Below are 16641 nucleotides of genomic sequence, written 5' to 3'. Positions count from 1 at the left end.
CTGCGGGAATTCACATTCCTTTTAACACAGTTTCCAGGTGCTGCTGATAGCGGGCAACGTCCGCATCTACATTCGGCCGTTTCATCACATCCACCGCCAGGAAGGTGGGCAGCGGTTGCATGCCGAGGAACTGGTTGGCCTTGTGGAAGGGGAAGTAGACCGCATCCACACCCCTGCCTTCGAAGAAGTCCTGCGGGTCGTCAAAGGCTTGCTGGGGGGCGTTCCAGGTGGCCGAGATCATGTAGCGCTTGTCGTGGATCAGCCCGCCGCTGCCGTAGCGCTGGGAGGCGTCCGAACGGGTACGGCCGTCGTTGGAGTACAGGCTGCCATGGCCCTGGGTAAACACCTCGTCGATGTATTTCTTCACCGTCCAGGGCGCGCCCATCCACCAGCCGGGCATCTGGTAGATCACCACGTCGGCCCAGAGGTATTTCTTCACCTCGGCCTCGATGTCGTAGCCGCCATCGATAAAGGTGGTCTGCACGTCATGCCCGGCATGGTCCAGGTAGGCCAGGGCGGCATTGTGCAGGGTTTCGTTGTAGCGGCCGTCGGAGTGGGCGAACTGCTTACCGCCGTTGAGCAACAGGATCTTCATCTGAAACCTCCAAAAATTCGATGGAGCGCAGACTAGAGCCTGGGGGCTTGAGAAAACAGCTGAGGCGATGCAAATCGCTTGTTCCGCCAATGCACGAATTCCATCTGCATTGTTGCGGTAATCTTCAACTCCGCTCACTGGTTTGGAGACGCTTCGTGACAGACGCCTATGCTTTCATCCTTAAAGCCAAGACCCGCCCCGAGCGCGCCGAGGCGTTCAAAGCGTTGTTCTTGAACTATGTCGACGCCAGCCGCGCCGAGCCGGGCTGCATCGAATACCACATGCTTCAGGACGACGAAGACCCGAGCCTGTTCGTATTCTTCGAGGTGTGGGCCGATAAGCAGGCCTTGGACGTGCACTCCGCCCTGCCGCACATGCAGGCGTTCTTCGAGGCTCGCATGGAGTACCTGGAGGGGGACTTCGAGATCCAGCGGGTACGCCCGCTGAAGTGAAGCCCCATTGCCCGTCGCACCGGCGGCTAGGTGTTTTCACCGGCTTGATAGGCCTTGACGATGGCGGAAAAATCCAGCCCGCCCTCGCCTCGCAGGTTCATGGCCTGGTACAGCTGCTGGGCCAACCCACCCATCAGCACCGGCTGGTTGGCCTGGCGGGCCGCTTCGGTGGCCAGGCCCAGGTCTTTGAGCATCAGGGCCGCGCCGAAGCCGCCGGTATAGCCGCGGCTTGCCGGCGCCGTGGGCACGATCCCCGGCCAGGGGTTGTAGGTCTCTGCACTCCAGCAGCGGCCCGTGGAACTGTTGATCACCCCTGCCAGCACCTGGACGTCTATGCCCAGGGCATTGCCCAGGGCCATGGCTTCGGCCACCCCGATCATGGAAATACCCAGCAGCATGTTGTTGCAGATCTTGGCCACCTGGCCGGTGCCTACCTGCCCACAGTGCACGATGTTCTTGCCCATCTGCGCCAGCACGGGCTGCAAGGTGGCGAACAGGGCATCGCTGGCGCCGACCATGAAGGTCAGGGTACCGGCCTGGGCCCCGCCGGTGCCGCCGGACACCGGGGCGTCGGCGAAATCCACGCCCTGCTTGGCGGCCAGGGCGTGCAGGTCGCGAGCGGTCTGCGGGTCGATGGTGCTGCAGTCCACCACCGGAGTGCCGGGACGGATGCCGGCCAGCACGCCGGTTTCTTGCTGGAACACTGCCCGCACGTGGGCAGCGGCTGGCAGCATGGTGATCACCAGTTCAGCCGGCTCGGCGGCCTGGCGCGGGGATTCGGCCACCTCTGCGCCCAGGGCGCCGAGTTCCTCCAGGATGCCTCGGTTGAGGTCGAACAGCACCAGCTGATGGCCGGCCTTGATCAGGTTGCGGGCCATGGGCGCGCCCATGTTGCCCAGGCCGATGAATGCGATACGCATGGCAGCTCCTTAGCGCAGGTGGATGGTGGTGTTCACGCCGGTATTGACGCTGGCGTCATCGAACCAGCGGGCGGTCACGGTCTTGGTCTGGGTGTAGAACTGCACTACCTGCTTGCCGTAAGGCCCGAGGTCGCCCAGCTTCGAGCCGCGCGAGCCGGTGAAGCTGAAGAAGGGCACCGGTACCGGAATCGGGATGTTGATCCCCACCTGGCCCACGTCGATCTCGCTCTGGAACTTGCGCGCCGCCGCGCCGCTCTGGGTGAACAGCCCGGTGCCATTACCGAAGGGGTTGCGGTTGACCAGCGCGATGGCCTCGTCGAGGGTGTCCACTTCCAGCACCACCAGTACCGGCCCGAAGATCTCCTCGGTATAGATGCGCATGTCCGTGGTTACGCCAGTGAACAAGGTCGGGCCCACAAAGTTGCCGTTCTCGTAACCCGGTACCTTCACCCCGCGGCCGTCCAGCTCCAGACGCGCACCTTCGCGCACGCCACTTTCTATCAGCTCTTCCACTCGCGCCTTGGCCCGCGGCGAAATCAAGGGGCCCACATCGGTGCCCGGCTCGCTGCCCGCATTGACCTTCAGTTGCTCGGCCAAGGCCTTTAGCTGAGGAATCCACTGGCGACTTTCGCCAACCATCACCGCCACCGAGGTGGCCATGCAGCGCTGGCCGGCGGCACCGAAGGCCGCGCCCACCAGCGCATTGAGGGTCTGTTCGCGGTTGGCGTCTGGCAGCACCACCGCATGGTTCTTCGCGCCCATCATGGCTTGCACCCGCTTGCCGTGCTGGCCGGCCAGGTTGTACACATGTGTGCCCACCGCCGTGGAGCCCACGAAGGACACCGCCTTGATCAAGGGGTGGGTGCAGATGGCATCGACCACTTCCTTGCCGCCGTGCACCACGTTCAACACACCGGCCGGGATGCCGGCCTCCAGGGCCAGCTCCACCAGCAGCAGGGTGGAAAGCGGGTCTTGCTCGGAAGGCTTGAGTACGAAGGTATTGCCGCACACGATGGCCATGGGGAACATCCACAGCGGGATCATCGCCGGGAAGTTGAACGGCGTGATGCCTGCGCATACCCCGATGGGTTGGCGCAGGGTGTAGGTGTCGACACCGCCCGCCACGTTTTCCGCGAACTCACCCATCTGCAGGCTGCCCACGGAGCAGGCGTGTTCCACCACTTCCAGGCCCCGGAAGATATCCCCCTCGGCGTCGGCCAGTGTCTTGCCCTGCTCGGCGCTGAGCACCGCGGCAATGCGCTTGCTGTGCTCGCGAATCAGCGCCTGCAGCTTGAGCATGATGCGCATGCGCGCGCCTATGGGCGTTTGCCGCCATTCGGTGAAAGCCCGCTGCGCGGCCTGCACGGCGGCGTCCACTTCCTCGAGCGTGGCGAAGGGCACCCGCGCCAGCACTTGCTGGGTCGCGGGGTTGAGCACGTCTTGCCATTCAGTGGTGTTCGATTCGACCCAGCGGCCATCGATCAGCAGCTTGGCGTTTTCGACCTGGGTGGAATTGGACGGAACGGGTGCGTTCATGAAACCTCCGCGTGATTGTTGTTATTCGCAGGGCCGCCATTTAAGAGGAGTGGCAGCCTGGGGCTGCATCCAGTATAGGTATGCAAACTTCCAATAAGAACGTAGATATAAGCCGGACCATCATGCAAAAACACCTAACTTCCCTGGCAGGCCTGAACTGGGACGACCTCAAGTTCTTTCTCGAAGTGGCCCGCCTGCGCAAGGCCAGCAGCGCGGCGAAACGCCTGGGCGTGGACTACACCACCGTCTCCCGCCGCATCAATGCCCTGGAAGCCTCCCTTGGCACCCTGCTCTTCGAGAAGTCCCGCACCAACGGCTTCAGCCTCACCAACGAAGGGCAGCGTCTTCTCGGTTACGCCGAGGCCATCGAAAGCACCCTGCACATGGCCTGTGAACAAGTCACCGGCTCCGGCCTGGCGCCCTCAGGGCATGTCCGCATGGGTTGCACTGAAGGCTTCGGCAGTTTCTTCATCACTCCGCTGTTGAGCCGCTTCGTGGAGCAGTACCCAGCCATCTCGCTGGACATCCTGCCGCTGCCGCATTTCATCAGCCTCTCCAAGCGCGAAGCCGACATCGTGATCGCCGTGGAGCGCCCCGAGCATGGCCCCTACGTCTGCTGCAAGCTCACCGACTACCGGCTGCGCCTCTACGCCACCGCCGATTACCTGGATAGCTACCCAGCCATCACCGACGTCAGCCAACTGGCCGCTCATCCCTTCGTCAGCTATGTGGACGACCTGGCCTTCAGCGCCGAGCTGCTCTACCTCAGCCATGTGCTGCCCAACGCCAGCGCCCGCCTGCGCAGCACCAGCGTGGTGGCGCAGATGGTCGCCGCCCGCCAGGGCCATGGCCTGGCCATCCTCCCCTGCTTCCTCGCCGCCGAAGCGCCGGACCTGGTTCCCGTGCTGCCGGACCAAGTGAGCCTGACCCGGCAGTTCTGGATGTACTGCCGGGAGGACCTGCGGAAGTTGAAGCGGATAACCTTGTTGTGGGATTACATCAGGGCGGAGACGGAGGCGCGGCAGGGGGTGTTGATGGGGCATTCGGCCTGAGGGCAAAAGCGGTTATCGCTCCCGTAGGCTCTCCCTTGTCATCACCTCCAAAGGCGTAAGGAAATAACTGATCAAGCGACGCTGACGGGTGGTGATCTCCGCGGTGACCGCCATGCCAGGGGTGAGTAACAGGGGAGCCGCACCGGGGCATGTGAGCCAGGGGCTGTCCAAGCGAATACGCACGGCATACACCAAGCCCCGTTGTGCATCCTCGATGGCGTCATGGGACACGCTGCTGACCACGCCCTGCGCCAAGCCGTAGCGGGTATAACTGAAGGTCTCTACCTTGATCTGGGCGGACTGCCCAGGCTCGACGAAGCCTACATCCTTGTTCGCCAGAAAGGCCTCCACTTCGATAGGTTGCTCCTTTGGCACAATGACCATCAGGGGCTGCGCTTCAGTGACCACGCCCCCTACGGTATGCACCGCCAGTTGCTGCACAGTACCGTCCACTGGCGCCCGGAGCGTGCGCTGACCGTGGCGCAGCCGTGCTTTTTCCAGTTCATGCTCCAGAGTATTCGCCCTTGACTCAGCTTCGTGTTGAAGGTCCAGCATGTTCCGGCGCTGCTGGGCGAGGATAATGGAACGCCGATGGACCGCTGCCTGTAGCGCTGAAGTGACCTCCTGCCGCCTGGCTCGCAACTGCTCCAATTCTCGCTGTTGTTGAAGCTGCTCCTGTTTGCGCTGGAGATACTGATGCTTGGCAACAGCATTCTCCGCTAGAAGCTGAGCGTAGTCCTCTACCAACTCCCGGGCGATGGGCAGAGACAACCGCAAGGCCGCTATGGATACATCGAGGGAGCCCAACTCGTGTTCGGCGCGAGCGATTTCAGCCGCTGCCTGATCCAATTGGCTACGCAGCTCCAGGTACTGGCCTTCCAGCCACCGCTGAACGGCTTGCCGCTTCAGAGTACTGACGCCTGCTACCCGGTCATCGGGCAGTTGGGGTGGCTGGTCGGTTTCCACACTTGCGATCATTGCAACGGCCCGGGCCGCGTCCATTCGCGCGGACAGCAGATCCGTCCGCAGTCGCGCAAGGTCGGCCGCGGTTGCCCGAGCCTCCAGCTCTACCAAGACTTCTCCGGCCGCTACAGGCTGGCCATCCTGAACGTGGATCGCTTTGATCACTGCGCTTTCCTTCGGCTGCACGACCTTGCTGCGCCCGCTGGGCACAACCTTTCCACTGGCCGTAGCGACTACATCGACCTTGCCAACCACCGACCAGATCAGGGCGAACAGCAGAACGGCCAGGATGAGGCCTTGCAGCAACCTGGGAAAAACCTGAGGCGGACGCTGTTGTAGCGCCAACGCCGGCGCCATGAACGCCCATTCCGCCGGTGGACGATCGTGTCGCTCCGGCTGGCGCCTCGCCCAGGCTACACGGACGGCCGCCGCATAGCGACGGGCCATGGCTCGCCAACGCATCATGCCTGTGCCTCCTGCAATCGCAGCAGCCGGGCGTAATGCCCGTCAGGCCTGCCGGCCAGCTCGGCCGGGCTTCCGTGCTCCACCAGCCGCCCGTCATCGAGCACCAGAATGCGGTCACAGGTGCGAAGGGTCTCGAGCCGATGAGCGATCATGATCAGGGTGCGGCCGTGACCGATCTGTGGAAGGGCCGCGATCAGTTGAGCCTGGGCTTCGTCGTCCAAGGCGCTGGTGGCCTCATCGAAGAACAGAATGGGCGGGTTCGGCAGCAGGGCGCGGGCAATGGAAATGCGCTGGCGCTGGCCGCCAGAGAGATTGCCTCCCGCCTCGACCAAAAGGGTGTCGTAACCATGGGGTAGTCGCTCGATGAATGCGTGCGCTCCCGCCTGGCGGGCCGCCTCCATCACCTCGTCCCTGCTTGCCCCCGGGAGTGCCAGCGCGATGTTTTCATGCACGGTACCCTGGAAGAGAAACGGCCGCTGAGTGACCACACCGATTTGCCGTCGCAGGCTGGCCAGGTCAGCCGTGGCGATGTCGTGGCCATCGATGCGAATGGTTCCCTTGCTCAGCGGGGCAAACCCCAACAGGAGGTTGAGCAAGGTGCTTTTTCCGGAACCCGAGGTGCCGGTGATGCCAACCCGCTGCCTGCTGGGAATAGTGAAATTCAGATGGTCGAGCACCCAAGGGCCGTCATCGCTATAGCGGAAGCACAGTGAATCGACTGCCACTTCGCCGACCAAGGGGGGTAAGGCCAGTGTGCCGAGGCGCCTCTGTGTCGGTTGTTGCAGGATTACCGCCAAACGCCGCAGGGCCACCTGTGCTTGTTGGTAGTGCGCCCATACCTGCCCTAATCGAAGGGCGGGCTGAGCGACGCGGCTGGCAAACAGGTTGAAGGCTATGAAGCTTCCCACGGTAAGGTCTCCCGCCATCACCGCTTGCGCGCCACACCAGAGAGTAATTGCCGCCACGAGCTTGCCCGTAAGGGCAATCGATTCATGAGCGTAGGCGGCCGATAATCCCATCCGGCGCTGAGCCAAGGCGGCCTGGGTGAGACGGGTGTCCCATTGGTCCGCGGTCCAACGCTCGGCTGCCATCCCTTTAAGCGTGCTCACGCCATGGAGCGACTCGACCAGGAAGCCCTGGTTGTCTGCCGAACGCGCTTGAGCCTCCTCGGCCTGGCCACGCAATACCGGCCCCCAGCACAGGGCAAGCAGTGCATAGATCACCAAAGAGCCTGCCACCACGGCCGTCAATGCGGGACTGTACGCCAGCATCACCCCCAGGAAGACAAGGGAAAACAGACCATCCAGCGCAACCGCCAGGCTATGATGAGTCAGGAAGTCCCGCACCGTGTCCAGCTCTCGCATACGGGCGGCGATCTCACCGACCGGGCGCTGGCTGAAAAAGCTGGGCGCCAGCCCAAGCAAGTGCTCGAACAGGGCAGCCTTGAGCTCAGCGTCCATGCGCGCCAAAGAGTGGGCGAACAACCTATGCCGCGCGGCGCTGAACACACTTTCGAACAGTATCACCCCCAGCAGCCCGATGATCATCACCGCCAAGGTCGGCAGGCTGCGGTGTACCAGGACGTTGTCCATTACCACCTGGAAAAACAGCGGCGTGATCAGCGAAAAGCCGAGCAGGCAGATACCCGCAACCAAGACGCGGGCCAGTGCATGCTTGTATCTGCGAATAGTCGGCCAGCACCAGTTGAAGCCGGAGGTGCTTGACGGAGCCTGTGCCGGGGCAGGCCTCAGGAGCAGGGTAATCCCACCGCTGCGGCTCGCTAATCCAACGCGGCTGACCGGGAAAGGCTCGGCATCCCCCATGCGTTGTATCCATAGCCTGCCCTGCGCGCGGCGCCACATCACGTAGGGTCGCTGGTCCCGTCCATAGCCAATGGCAGGTAATGGCAAGCGATGCAGGCGCCGATAACCCTGCTGCACATGAGTGTGAAAGCCTAGTGCGCGAGCAGCATGTTGCAGTTGCCCAAGGGTCAAGGGCTGGCCGCCTGAGCCATGTTCATGCGCCAGGCTTAGCGGGCAGCCCGCGATTCGGTAATGACGAGCGACTTGGACCAGTGCCCACAAGGCGGGGTCGGCCGGGCGCTGCGGAGCGATGCGAGTGTTCATCAGGTAACGCGACCAAGAAGCGCGCCGCTCGGCTGAACGGCGCCAAGTTGAAGAAGTCAGGCGGCTTGGGTTAGCAACGCCCCATGGAAAGGCAGGTGGTGGTCGTAGACGGTAGGCAAGCTGCCCGCGCCTTCGGGGGCGAAGCCGGCAATGGCGTGCGACAGTGACGCGCCTCCCGACAAGGGCGCCGCCGCGCCAGTAGCGATTGACCCGGCGATGAGGGAACCAGGCTCGCTGATCAAGGCTTGGGCCAGTGGCAACTGAGGGTCCGGCAGGTAGGGTGTGCTCCCGGCCGGGGCGAACAGAAAGTGGTCAGGGCCGAGCTGGTTGGGGTCCAGACCATCGATATACATCAGCTCCAGGAATTTGCCATTGCCATTGGGTTTGGTCTTCAGCTTGGTACCGTTGGCCAGTGGCAGCCCGTTGATCACGATGCGCTCACTTTTCTCAACCGCCAGCTGGGACCACTCCGATACACCCAATTGAGAAAGGTCGATCTTGTCGGTGGACGGGTTGAAACCACGCAAGGCGTTGCGCAGGTCGGTCTCGCCTTCCTGCTTGGCCGCAACGAAGATCGCGGGCCCAGGTTCAGCGCGCTCATAGATCACGCCGTTGAGTTTGGCCTGGGCTCGCCCTTCCATATCGAAGTACAGGCCAACGCCCTCCGCGCCACCGTTCAGAAGGACCTCACCTGGCCGTAGCGCAGGCGGTTGAGGTGCCACGGCAGCGGCCCCGCTGAAATACCCTTCCGGTAGACTGAAACGGCGGTCGAAGCGGAAATGGTCCGCCGACAGGCTGGCAGCCTGGGTGCCCACGAGGTTGATTCGCTGACCTTCGGGCAGTTGCACTTGGGCATCCGCGCCATCCTGGATCACCTTGAGCTCGGCGAACATGCTGACACCGCTACCGCTCAGGTTGATCAGCTCGCCCTTGGCAGCTTCGAAACCCTGGATAGTGTCCTGCCCATTCGCTCGCTGGCGCACCACATAAAGGTCTCGGCCAGCGCCGCCTGTGAGGGTATTCGATCCCCGGCCACCTTCGAGCACGGTGCCCTGCCCAGAGGCGAGCAAGTGATCATTACCATCACCCCCAATCACATGGCTCAGCCCGCCTGGCGATACGATGGACAAAGGTTGCCCCGCCAGCCTCGCGGCGCCGGTTTGAAGGTTGACCATCACGTCCCCGGACATGGCGGCGGCATTGAAGATGTTGAAACCGCCCGCCGTGCCATTGACCGTATCATCCAACACCGCCCGTGCCGGCTCCTGGGCAATGCTTGCGAACGCATCGGTATAGACGTACTGATCATCGGCGGACGCCGCCTCGCCAAAGGCGCGAAGGCCCCAGCTGTTCAAGGTGATGGGCTTGCCGCCTGCGGCGTTGATGGCCTCCAGCGTCCAAATGCCCTGGCTGTATTCCCCCCAATGGTGCGTGGACATGAAGCTGTAATTGAAGGTACCGCTGCGATCACTGCCACGATCCGCATCGCCCACGCCGTCGCCGAAACGTTTTTTCCCGGCGCGGTCGAGAAGCAGGCTCTGGGTACCCGAGGGCGAAGTCAAACGCAGTTGCAGGTCCCCTAACTGGCCGACCTCGCTGTAGATATCGACCTCCACATGCTCGACCTTAACGCCCGCGGGAAGCACATGCTCAGTGCGCACGGCTTGCCCCGGGGCGACCGCCAGGTTGACTGGCGTCCTGGCAACGCCTACTTCGGCTTCGTTGGCCAGGGTGCTGGTAGCGCCCCAGCTTTCCGCCAACCGCACCGCGGCGCGTGCGTCCACCTTGCCGAAGCCATAGTCATCGCTTTTGCGCAAGCCGCCTCCATTCCAGTCGCGGGCGCCGTTGTAGGCCCAGGTGGTGGCCGAATCCGGCACGTAAGCGGCCGACAGGGCGAGGATGCGCTGCACATCCCGATAGCCGAGGGAAGGATTGGCCTCCAGCATCAAGGCGACCACCCCGGAAACGATGGGCGCGGCGAAGCTGGTGCCCTGAGTGGCTGTGTAATCGCTACCGAAGACAGCGCCCCGAGGGGTGTCCAGTTTGCGACTGGGCGCCAATACATCGCTCCCGGGCGCGGATACCAGCAGGCTGGTGCCCGGATTGGAAAATGGGGTTGCGCCTATATGAAGGGTAGAAAGGTCACCCTTGGCATTGATCGCGCCGACCTGGATGCCGAAACGGTTATTGTGGGTCAACGAGCCCTGCGCGCTGCCGCCTTCGGCGCGCTTGTTACCGCCGGCACTGACGATGACGGTTCCCAGGCCGCCGCGACCATTACGGGCGGCGTACTGGCTGTTGAGCAACAGCGCGGTTTCCGTCGTGACGCTCCCGCTGGTCAGGTTCGATAACGCGAAATCGTTCACGAAGCCCCAGCTGTTGTTGGCAATGTCGTAATGCGAGGTGTTGGCCAGGCCCTTGAGGTCATGGCCTCGGTTCGCCAGATAGTGCCCGGCCAGGCTGGCGGCCGGGGCGACCCCCACGGCCCCCTGGCCATCCCGCGCGGCGGCGATGACCCCGGCGACCTGGGTCGCATGATTGGAGAATTGGGGCGGCAGCACGCCTTCCTTGCGCTGTGACGCCAGCCAGCGTGGGTCTACGTTGGGCGCCAGGTCCGGGTGGTGAATATCGAAGGTTTCAGGCCCCACGGAAAACTCGCCGCCCGGCTCGAAGACCCCTACTCGAATGCCTTTGCCACTGTACTGCTCCCAAGCCGGTAGCACACCCACGTCAGCCAGATACCATTGCCTGGAGGCCAGCGGGTCCGCAGGCGTCTGGTCGGTTAACAGGTGAACCTGCCCACGCATGGGTGCCGCCTCGCCTGTTTTCAGGCTGACCACATCCATGGCCGGGTTGCCCGCTGCGTCAACCAGGGCGTATTTGAAACCCATGGCGCCTTGACCATGTGGGTCTGGCATGAAAACCACGTCGCCTTGCTCATTGAGCACCGCCGTGCCGCCCAGCGCATCGCTCACCTCGCTGATACGCAAGGGGCCCTGGCTGCCCATGGGCTGATCATTGGCCAGCAACGTGGCTGCGGCGATCAACCGGGCACCGTCTCGGCGGGTCAGCTTCGCTCCCGCGGCGTCTGTGCGAATGCTATCGCCCACGGGCATAGCGTTGGGGCCGCCCAAGGTCACCGCTGAGATATCAGCGAAGTTCAGCTTCTGGATGCGCGTCAGCGTCAGGGTGCCGTCACGCCCCGCGAGCTTGTCCTGAATGCGATAGCCTGTCTCGGTGGGGGTGATGACGTAATCGCCGTGATTCCCATGCAGGGTCACTAGGTTCACCCCGCCGCCACCATCGATCACCGCATCGCCTTTGCCCGCTTCGATGACGTCGTCGGCGTCGCGGCCGGTGATACGGGCCTTGCCAGCGCCAGCATAGATAATGCTTCCCTGCGTAGAGCCGAAGATCAGGTCATTGCCAGGGCCGGCATAGATCACGGATTTTCCTGTGCCACCAACGATGATATTACGACCCTGGCCGCCGACCATTACGTCGTTGCCACCGCCACCGATGAGCGTGCTACCGGCGGCACCGCCTTTCATGAAAACGCCATGATTGCCCCCAGCGATGAACACATCGTGCCCGCGGCCGCCCTGCGCCATTAACAGTCCGGCCTTGGCCAGGTTGAGCGAAACGCTGCGGTCCCCGATCACGATCACGCTGTCGCGTCCCCCGCCGCCGTTGATCTGTGCAGGATCATCACTGGCGCTGATCAGGAACACATCATCGCCCGGCCCGCCTTCGTAGCGATTGCTGCCGCCGCCACCGATCAGCCAACTGCCTGCGGGAGCGGCCTTGAGCGTATCGTTGCCAAGCCCTCCCTGAACGGTCTGCACCCCGAGCGCCTGGGCATCCAGGGTGATTCCGCTGTCATCGCGGGTAACGTAGCTGATCCGAGTAGCTTCCGCGGCGCGGCTTTCGATCCGCTGCCCCTGCCCATCCTCATGTAGTCGGTGGCTTACCGCATCGCTGAGAAAGCTGACCGCGATCGCTTCCCGTTGTTGTCCGTCGATGGTGAAGGTGCCGGCGGCACGGACGGTGTTGCCGCTTGCATGGGTAACATTTCGGGCCGAGGCAGCGAGAGATATTTCGGAGATCGCCCAGGCTTCCAGCGTTTTCAATTCGCCCGGTTCGCTACTACCGTTGCGATTCTCATCGGTCCATACCCGAAGCTGCTGCCACTGCGCATCCGCCGCCGTCACCCGCCCATCTCCGTTACTATCCAGCGAGGCAAGCGCGGCGAAGGCGTCGTCAAATTTTACCTCGCCCGGCCGGCCGCCTTCTCCAGGCATTGACCCAAGGTATTCAGAAACCAATTGCCCGCCATGCCGTACAACTCCGCTGCCATCGTCGAGTACAAGCATCCCGGTACCAGCGCCACTCCAGCCTGTGCGCTTCAGGGTACCGCTGTTGTCGATGTCAAAGAGCACGCCTTCGGCGATGGAAACCATCTTCACCCCCTTCCCGGTCAGGTCCAGGAGAAGCGGGTCGACATAAACGTTGTGAGTGGTGTTGGCGCCCAGGTTATTGAAGATCAGGCTGTTCTGAAGCCGCTCGGCAGGCGTGCATGCGGCACCTTTGTCGATATAGCTTTGCTGTAGGTACTCGTTGGGCTTCGTATTGGGATCTATCTGCACTTCACCTGGGCGGATGCCACCTGTGGCTAGGCTGGAGATTTGCGAGTCAATAAAATTAGCGCCATCAAGTTCCCCGTTCGTCAGAGCTATGGACTCAGTAGCAGAGCGTGTAACGAAACCCTGCCGCACATTTCCAACGACTGCACTTTCATCTTCTATCTTGATTTTTGGCAGAGGATTAGAGTTAACTTCTATCTTCAGGGAATCGGGGCCTTGGCTCGCCTCCAGCTGATTGGTCAATAAGCCGGCCATTACATCCATTATTTTTTGGCTGACTGCGTCGTGCTCAGCGACCGTTTCTGGAAGCCATCCCCGCAGATAACGTCGGAGCCCTGCCACATTCTGCAATGCAGCTTTGAAAGCGGTTTTTGGCAGGTTTATATCCAGAGGAAAACTTTGGTAGTCTTTCCCTAGCCCTAAGGGCGGAGGGAATAGATCGCCGGCGGTTCCAGCCCATTGCCAAGCCTCAAGCCCGAAGCTATCTACTGCATTTCTTATATCCGCATTGACTATCTCATCCGCTGTAGGAACGGCACCACTAGTTAATACGGCGCCTACTATGGCCTTGGCAAACTCGTCCGACGCTCTCTGAAACTCATCAATCGAAAGTGGAATTCCGTTCTGTAAAGAAGCCGATTGCATTGCCCCTCTTACTATCTCACTTAACAGAGAGCCATCATCGGAATTTATTGACTTGGCTGTATTTAACCAGGTGATCAAACGAATGTAATCTTGACGTATCACAGGATCGCTGACTGAAGCGACTTCCTGCTTCACAATTTCACTGAGGTACCCATAAGCCTCTGGATAATTTCCATTGTCATTGAGAGTTTTTAGAGCTGCAATCTGTTGCTCACCAAGCGATATACTCATAAAAAATTCCTTTTTATTGGATTCTACTCAAATAACCAAGCACCACGTGATCTATATAACCTATAGGAGCCACATCTCCTTTGTATGAGTAAACCACATACCGACCTCGATAATATCGATGTACTAGCCAACTAGACAGGTAGGGTGAAACGCTAACCGTCTCATGATCTTCTCCCTCAAATTGAAAATTTGTATTCCTGCCGGATAGGTTTGGCGCCGCATCGGCCTTGCCCAATGCCCTTCGACCTTTAACTGAGGGCAGGGAGGGCTTGAGATCTACAGTTACCAAAACGGAGCCCGACTTTCTTTTATCCGAAACTATAAGGTTATTACGGACATCTATCCTGAAACTTACAATACTGGAATTATTTACACCAATCAAAGAGCACTCCTCCTCGCTCAAATCCATTGTCGCAACAAGCGATTTTGGCCTTTTAAACAGGGAGCAGGTCCTTATATCCATAAAGTATTCCTTAGGAGGCCAAACGAAAAAAATGCCTATAATCGCTAGTATCGCCAAGAAAAAAAATTTGCGGATCATAACGCGGTGCTAGCAGCCCTCCGTATCTCGGATGATCCATATATGAATCACTAGCAGCCCTCCCTCATATAGGAATTCGGAATTCCGGCAATGCGTCTGCAACGCAATCAACGGTTATTTTTACGACTCATTGAAGCAAGAGATAAAAGCTGAGCAAAACCGTTTCTTCAAAAAGCTGGGGTGCACATGGTACTTTACGAGTCAATTCCATATCCGAAGCTGCTGCCACTGCGCATCCGCCGCCGTCACCCGTCCATCTCCGTTACTATCCAGCGAGGCAAGCGCGGCGAAGGCGTCGTCAAATTTTACCTCGCCCGGCCGGCCGTCCTCTCCAGGCATGGACCCCAGGTATTCAGAAACCAATTGCCCGCCATGCCGTACAACTCCGCTGCCATCGTCGAGTACAAGCATCCCGGTACCAGCGCCACTCCAGCCTGTGCGCTTCAGGGTACCGCTGTTGTCGATGTCAAAGAGCACGCCTTCGGCGATGGAGGTCATCTTCACCCCCTCCCCGGTCAGGTCCAGGAGAAGCGGGTCGACATAAACGTTGTGAGTGGTGTTGGCGCCCAGGTTATTGAAGATCAGGCTGTTCTGAAGCCGCTCGGCAGGCGTGCATGCGGCACCTTTGTCGATATAGCTTTGCTGTAGGTACTCGTTGGGCTTCGTATTGGGATCTATCTGCACTTCACCTGGGCGGATGCCACCTGTGGCTAGGCTAGAGATTTGCGAAGAAACGAAGTCCGTTTTTTCCAACGCGCCGCGCCCCAACCGGATTTGATGGGTAGCCTCGGAAACGGCGTAACCATTGCGAACCGATTCGGCCGCCTCGGTTTCTTCCTTTGTCCGGTTCTTGGGCAGCGGATTGTTTTTGATGAAGATGGCCAGTTCTTCGTCCGGTACGAAATAGGTCGCGGTGGTAAGCAGCTGGTCCACAGACTCCTCGACGATGGTGGTCGACTCCCTAAGGATAGGGTTCGATAGCGCGGCAACGGTGCGGGGCCCGCCAACTCGAACAACCCAACTGAGCACATCAGGATCGCCAAAAGTCGCCCCGTGATAGGCCATTTCCTTGAGAGTTTCTCCGGCGATCATCACTTCGCCTGTGAAACTTCCGGCCCGCCCCAGCGTATTCCTCCAATAAGGCTCGCGCTCTTCGGGCGGCAAGGTGTTAAGCACGACATGAAGAGTCCAATAGTCCGCCTTCAAACCGAGGCCGCGAAATGTTTCTCGATGGAATTTTTCAGCTTGATCCAGGCTAACATCTTGAAGACCTGACTTTATATTCTCCTCAAGCGCATCGATACAACCCAAAGCCATACCGAACTTTACACCTCTCAGAACCTCCTCAGGCATTTCTGAGCCATGCTCTTCGTAGTAACGTTCCCTCATATATGAAAGCGCAGATATTCCGGCAAAGGTATTTTCCTTGGCTACGCCATTTGCCAATACGGCATACCTTGACCCTTGCGAGATCAAGAAATCATACACCGCAGCAGGCCCACCTTCATTGCGCAAACGTTTAGCTACAACAATGTCTTCTCGCACCAACTGCATAATCATTCACCTCCTAGGCGAACTACTTGAAAGATTAGCAATTTACTTTCTACCGCATTCAGCCATTCCTCCCAATGACGAATATCGTGCATGGGAAAGCTCACGCTTATAGCAGCGCCTGATGCAGCACTAAACTTCTTGAAATCACATTGGGGATAAGTAACACTAAGCGTGCACTTTCCATATACGTATGGTTTATTTTCCGATCTGGCTCTCCAGAAAATCCTCTGAACCGCACCAACGTCCACGTCGAAACGATAAAGTTCCAGGTCGCCATCATAAAAATCCGAATTCTTACTCTCTAATCTATAAAGCCTCTTATCCTTGACAATCTCTTCGAGATATTTGTCGCCGCTCGTATTAGATAAACTCACAAAGATCCGACAATTTTCCTCCCACTCAGACAACGCGCTTTGGAACCGAAAATCTGGTAAGCACGCCAGGAAACCCGTGCCTCGAAATTCATCTTTACAGGACCGTTTGACCTTTGGAACTTCGGGGGACCATGGTTGGTCACCGATATATTGGATAAAGGGTTCGGTGAGTGCCTTCGGAAACCTGTAGACCCTATTTCCGAACCTCCCGCAGTTATATGTAGCGCCTTCAACCGAACCAAGTTTAGGGTCAGCTTCGACCCTATTCGACTTCAGTCGGAACCCTGGCCCCTCTTCCAGAGGGTAAGTCATGTGCGCGGCAACCATGACTGCCAGCAGAATTGACACGTAGCAGACCTTTTTCATAAACCAGGCGCCCAAATCAATCGACCTCAACTCCAGCAGAAATCAAGATTAACGTCCATTTTTCGACTTATAAATATGTTAACCATCATGACTTACCCTATCTCCCAAGATAGATAAAATAAACTTTTCAACAAGGCTACGTCAGTACCTAGAGAGCAACTTGATCCGTTACTTATTA

The 16641-nt window shown here is 59.7% G+C and carries 10 protein-coding genes; 2 read left to right on the top strand and 8 right to left on the bottom strand.

Going from position 1 to position 16641, the window contains the following annotated elements; translation table 11 throughout:
- Nucleotides 1-10 precede the first annotated feature (10 nt).
- Nucleotides 11-595 (bottom strand): NADPH:quinone oxidoreductase MdaB, encoded by a 585-nt coding sequence (locus BN1188_RS00845; RefSeq protein WP_040259290.1) that lies wholly within the window; start codon nt 593-595, stop codon nt 11-13.
- 155 nt (nt 596-750) lie between these two features.
- Between BN1188_RS00845 and BN1188_RS00840 the strand changes: the two genes are divergently transcribed.
- Nucleotides 751-1047 (top strand): putative quinol monooxygenase, encoded by a 297-nt coding sequence (locus BN1188_RS00840; protein WP_040259289.1) that lies wholly within the window; start codon nt 751-753, stop codon nt 1045-1047.
- A 26-nt stretch (nt 1048-1073) separates the two neighbouring features.
- Here BN1188_RS00840 and mmsB read toward each other — a convergent pair whose 3' ends face one another.
- Both mmsB and BN1188_RS00830 read right to left on the bottom strand, forming a co-directional pair.
- Complete coding sequence (gene mmsB / locus BN1188_RS00835) at nt 1074-1967, bottom strand: 3-hydroxyisobutyrate dehydrogenase (protein WP_040259288.1); 894 nt, start codon at nt 1965-1967, stop codon at nt 1074-1076.
- 9 nt (nt 1968-1976) lie between these two features.
- The gene (locus BN1188_RS00830; RefSeq protein ID WP_040259287.1) at nt 1977-3503 is read right to left on the bottom strand and encodes a CoA-acylating methylmalonate-semialdehyde dehydrogenase; all 1527 of its coding nucleotides are present in this window, start codon (nt 3501-3503) and stop codon (nt 1977-1979) included.
- A 122-nt stretch (nt 3504-3625) separates the two neighbouring features.
- Between BN1188_RS00830 and BN1188_RS00825 the strand changes: the two genes are divergently transcribed.
- Nucleotides 3626-4555, top strand: a complete 930-nt coding sequence (locus BN1188_RS00825; RefSeq protein WP_040259397.1) for a LysR family transcriptional regulator — start codon at nt 3626-3628, stop codon at nt 4553-4555.
- 12 nt (nt 4556-4567) lie between these two features.
- Here BN1188_RS00825 and BN1188_RS00820 read toward each other — a convergent pair whose 3' ends face one another.
- The 5 genes from BN1188_RS00820 to BN1188_RS00800 form a co-directional block, all read right to left on the bottom strand.
- Entirely contained in the window at nt 4568-5983 is a 1416-nt protein-coding gene (locus BN1188_RS00820; protein ID WP_040259286.1) for an HlyD family type I secretion periplasmic adaptor subunit, read from the bottom strand.
- On the bottom strand, nt 5980-8109 hold the full coding sequence (locus BN1188_RS00815; RefSeq protein WP_040259285.1) for a peptidase domain-containing ABC transporter: 2130 nt from the start codon (nt 8107-8109) through the stop codon (nt 5980-5982). The genes BN1188_RS00820 and BN1188_RS00815 overlap by 4 nt, the downstream gene beginning before the upstream one ends.
- Before the next feature lie 56 nt (nt 8110-8165).
- Nucleotides 8166-12755, bottom strand: a complete 4590-nt coding sequence (locus BN1188_RS00810; RefSeq protein ID WP_232430882.1) for a S8 family serine peptidase — start codon at nt 12753-12755, stop codon at nt 8166-8168.
- Nucleotides 12756-14370: 1615 nt separating this feature from the next.
- A complete protein-coding gene (locus tag BN1188_RS00805) occupies nt 14371-15729 on the bottom strand; it encodes a hypothetical protein (protein ID WP_040259283.1) in 1359 nt (452 codons plus the stop codon).
- Nucleotides 15726-16445: a hypothetical protein gene (locus tag BN1188_RS00800; RefSeq protein ID WP_148485229.1), complete on the bottom strand. Its 720-nt coding sequence runs from the start codon at nt 16443-16445 to the stop codon at nt 15726-15728. Before BN1188_RS00800 ends, BN1188_RS00805 begins: the two co-directional genes overlap by 4 nt.
- Nucleotides 16446-16641 lie beyond the last annotated feature (196 nt).

This window comes from Pseudomonas massiliensis, from assembly GCF_000826105.1.
GTDB classification, from domain to species: Bacteria; Pseudomonadota; Gammaproteobacteria; order Pseudomonadales; family Pseudomonadaceae; genus Aquipseudomonas; species Aquipseudomonas massiliensis.
This window is presented reverse-complemented; position numbering and strand designations above follow the sequence as displayed.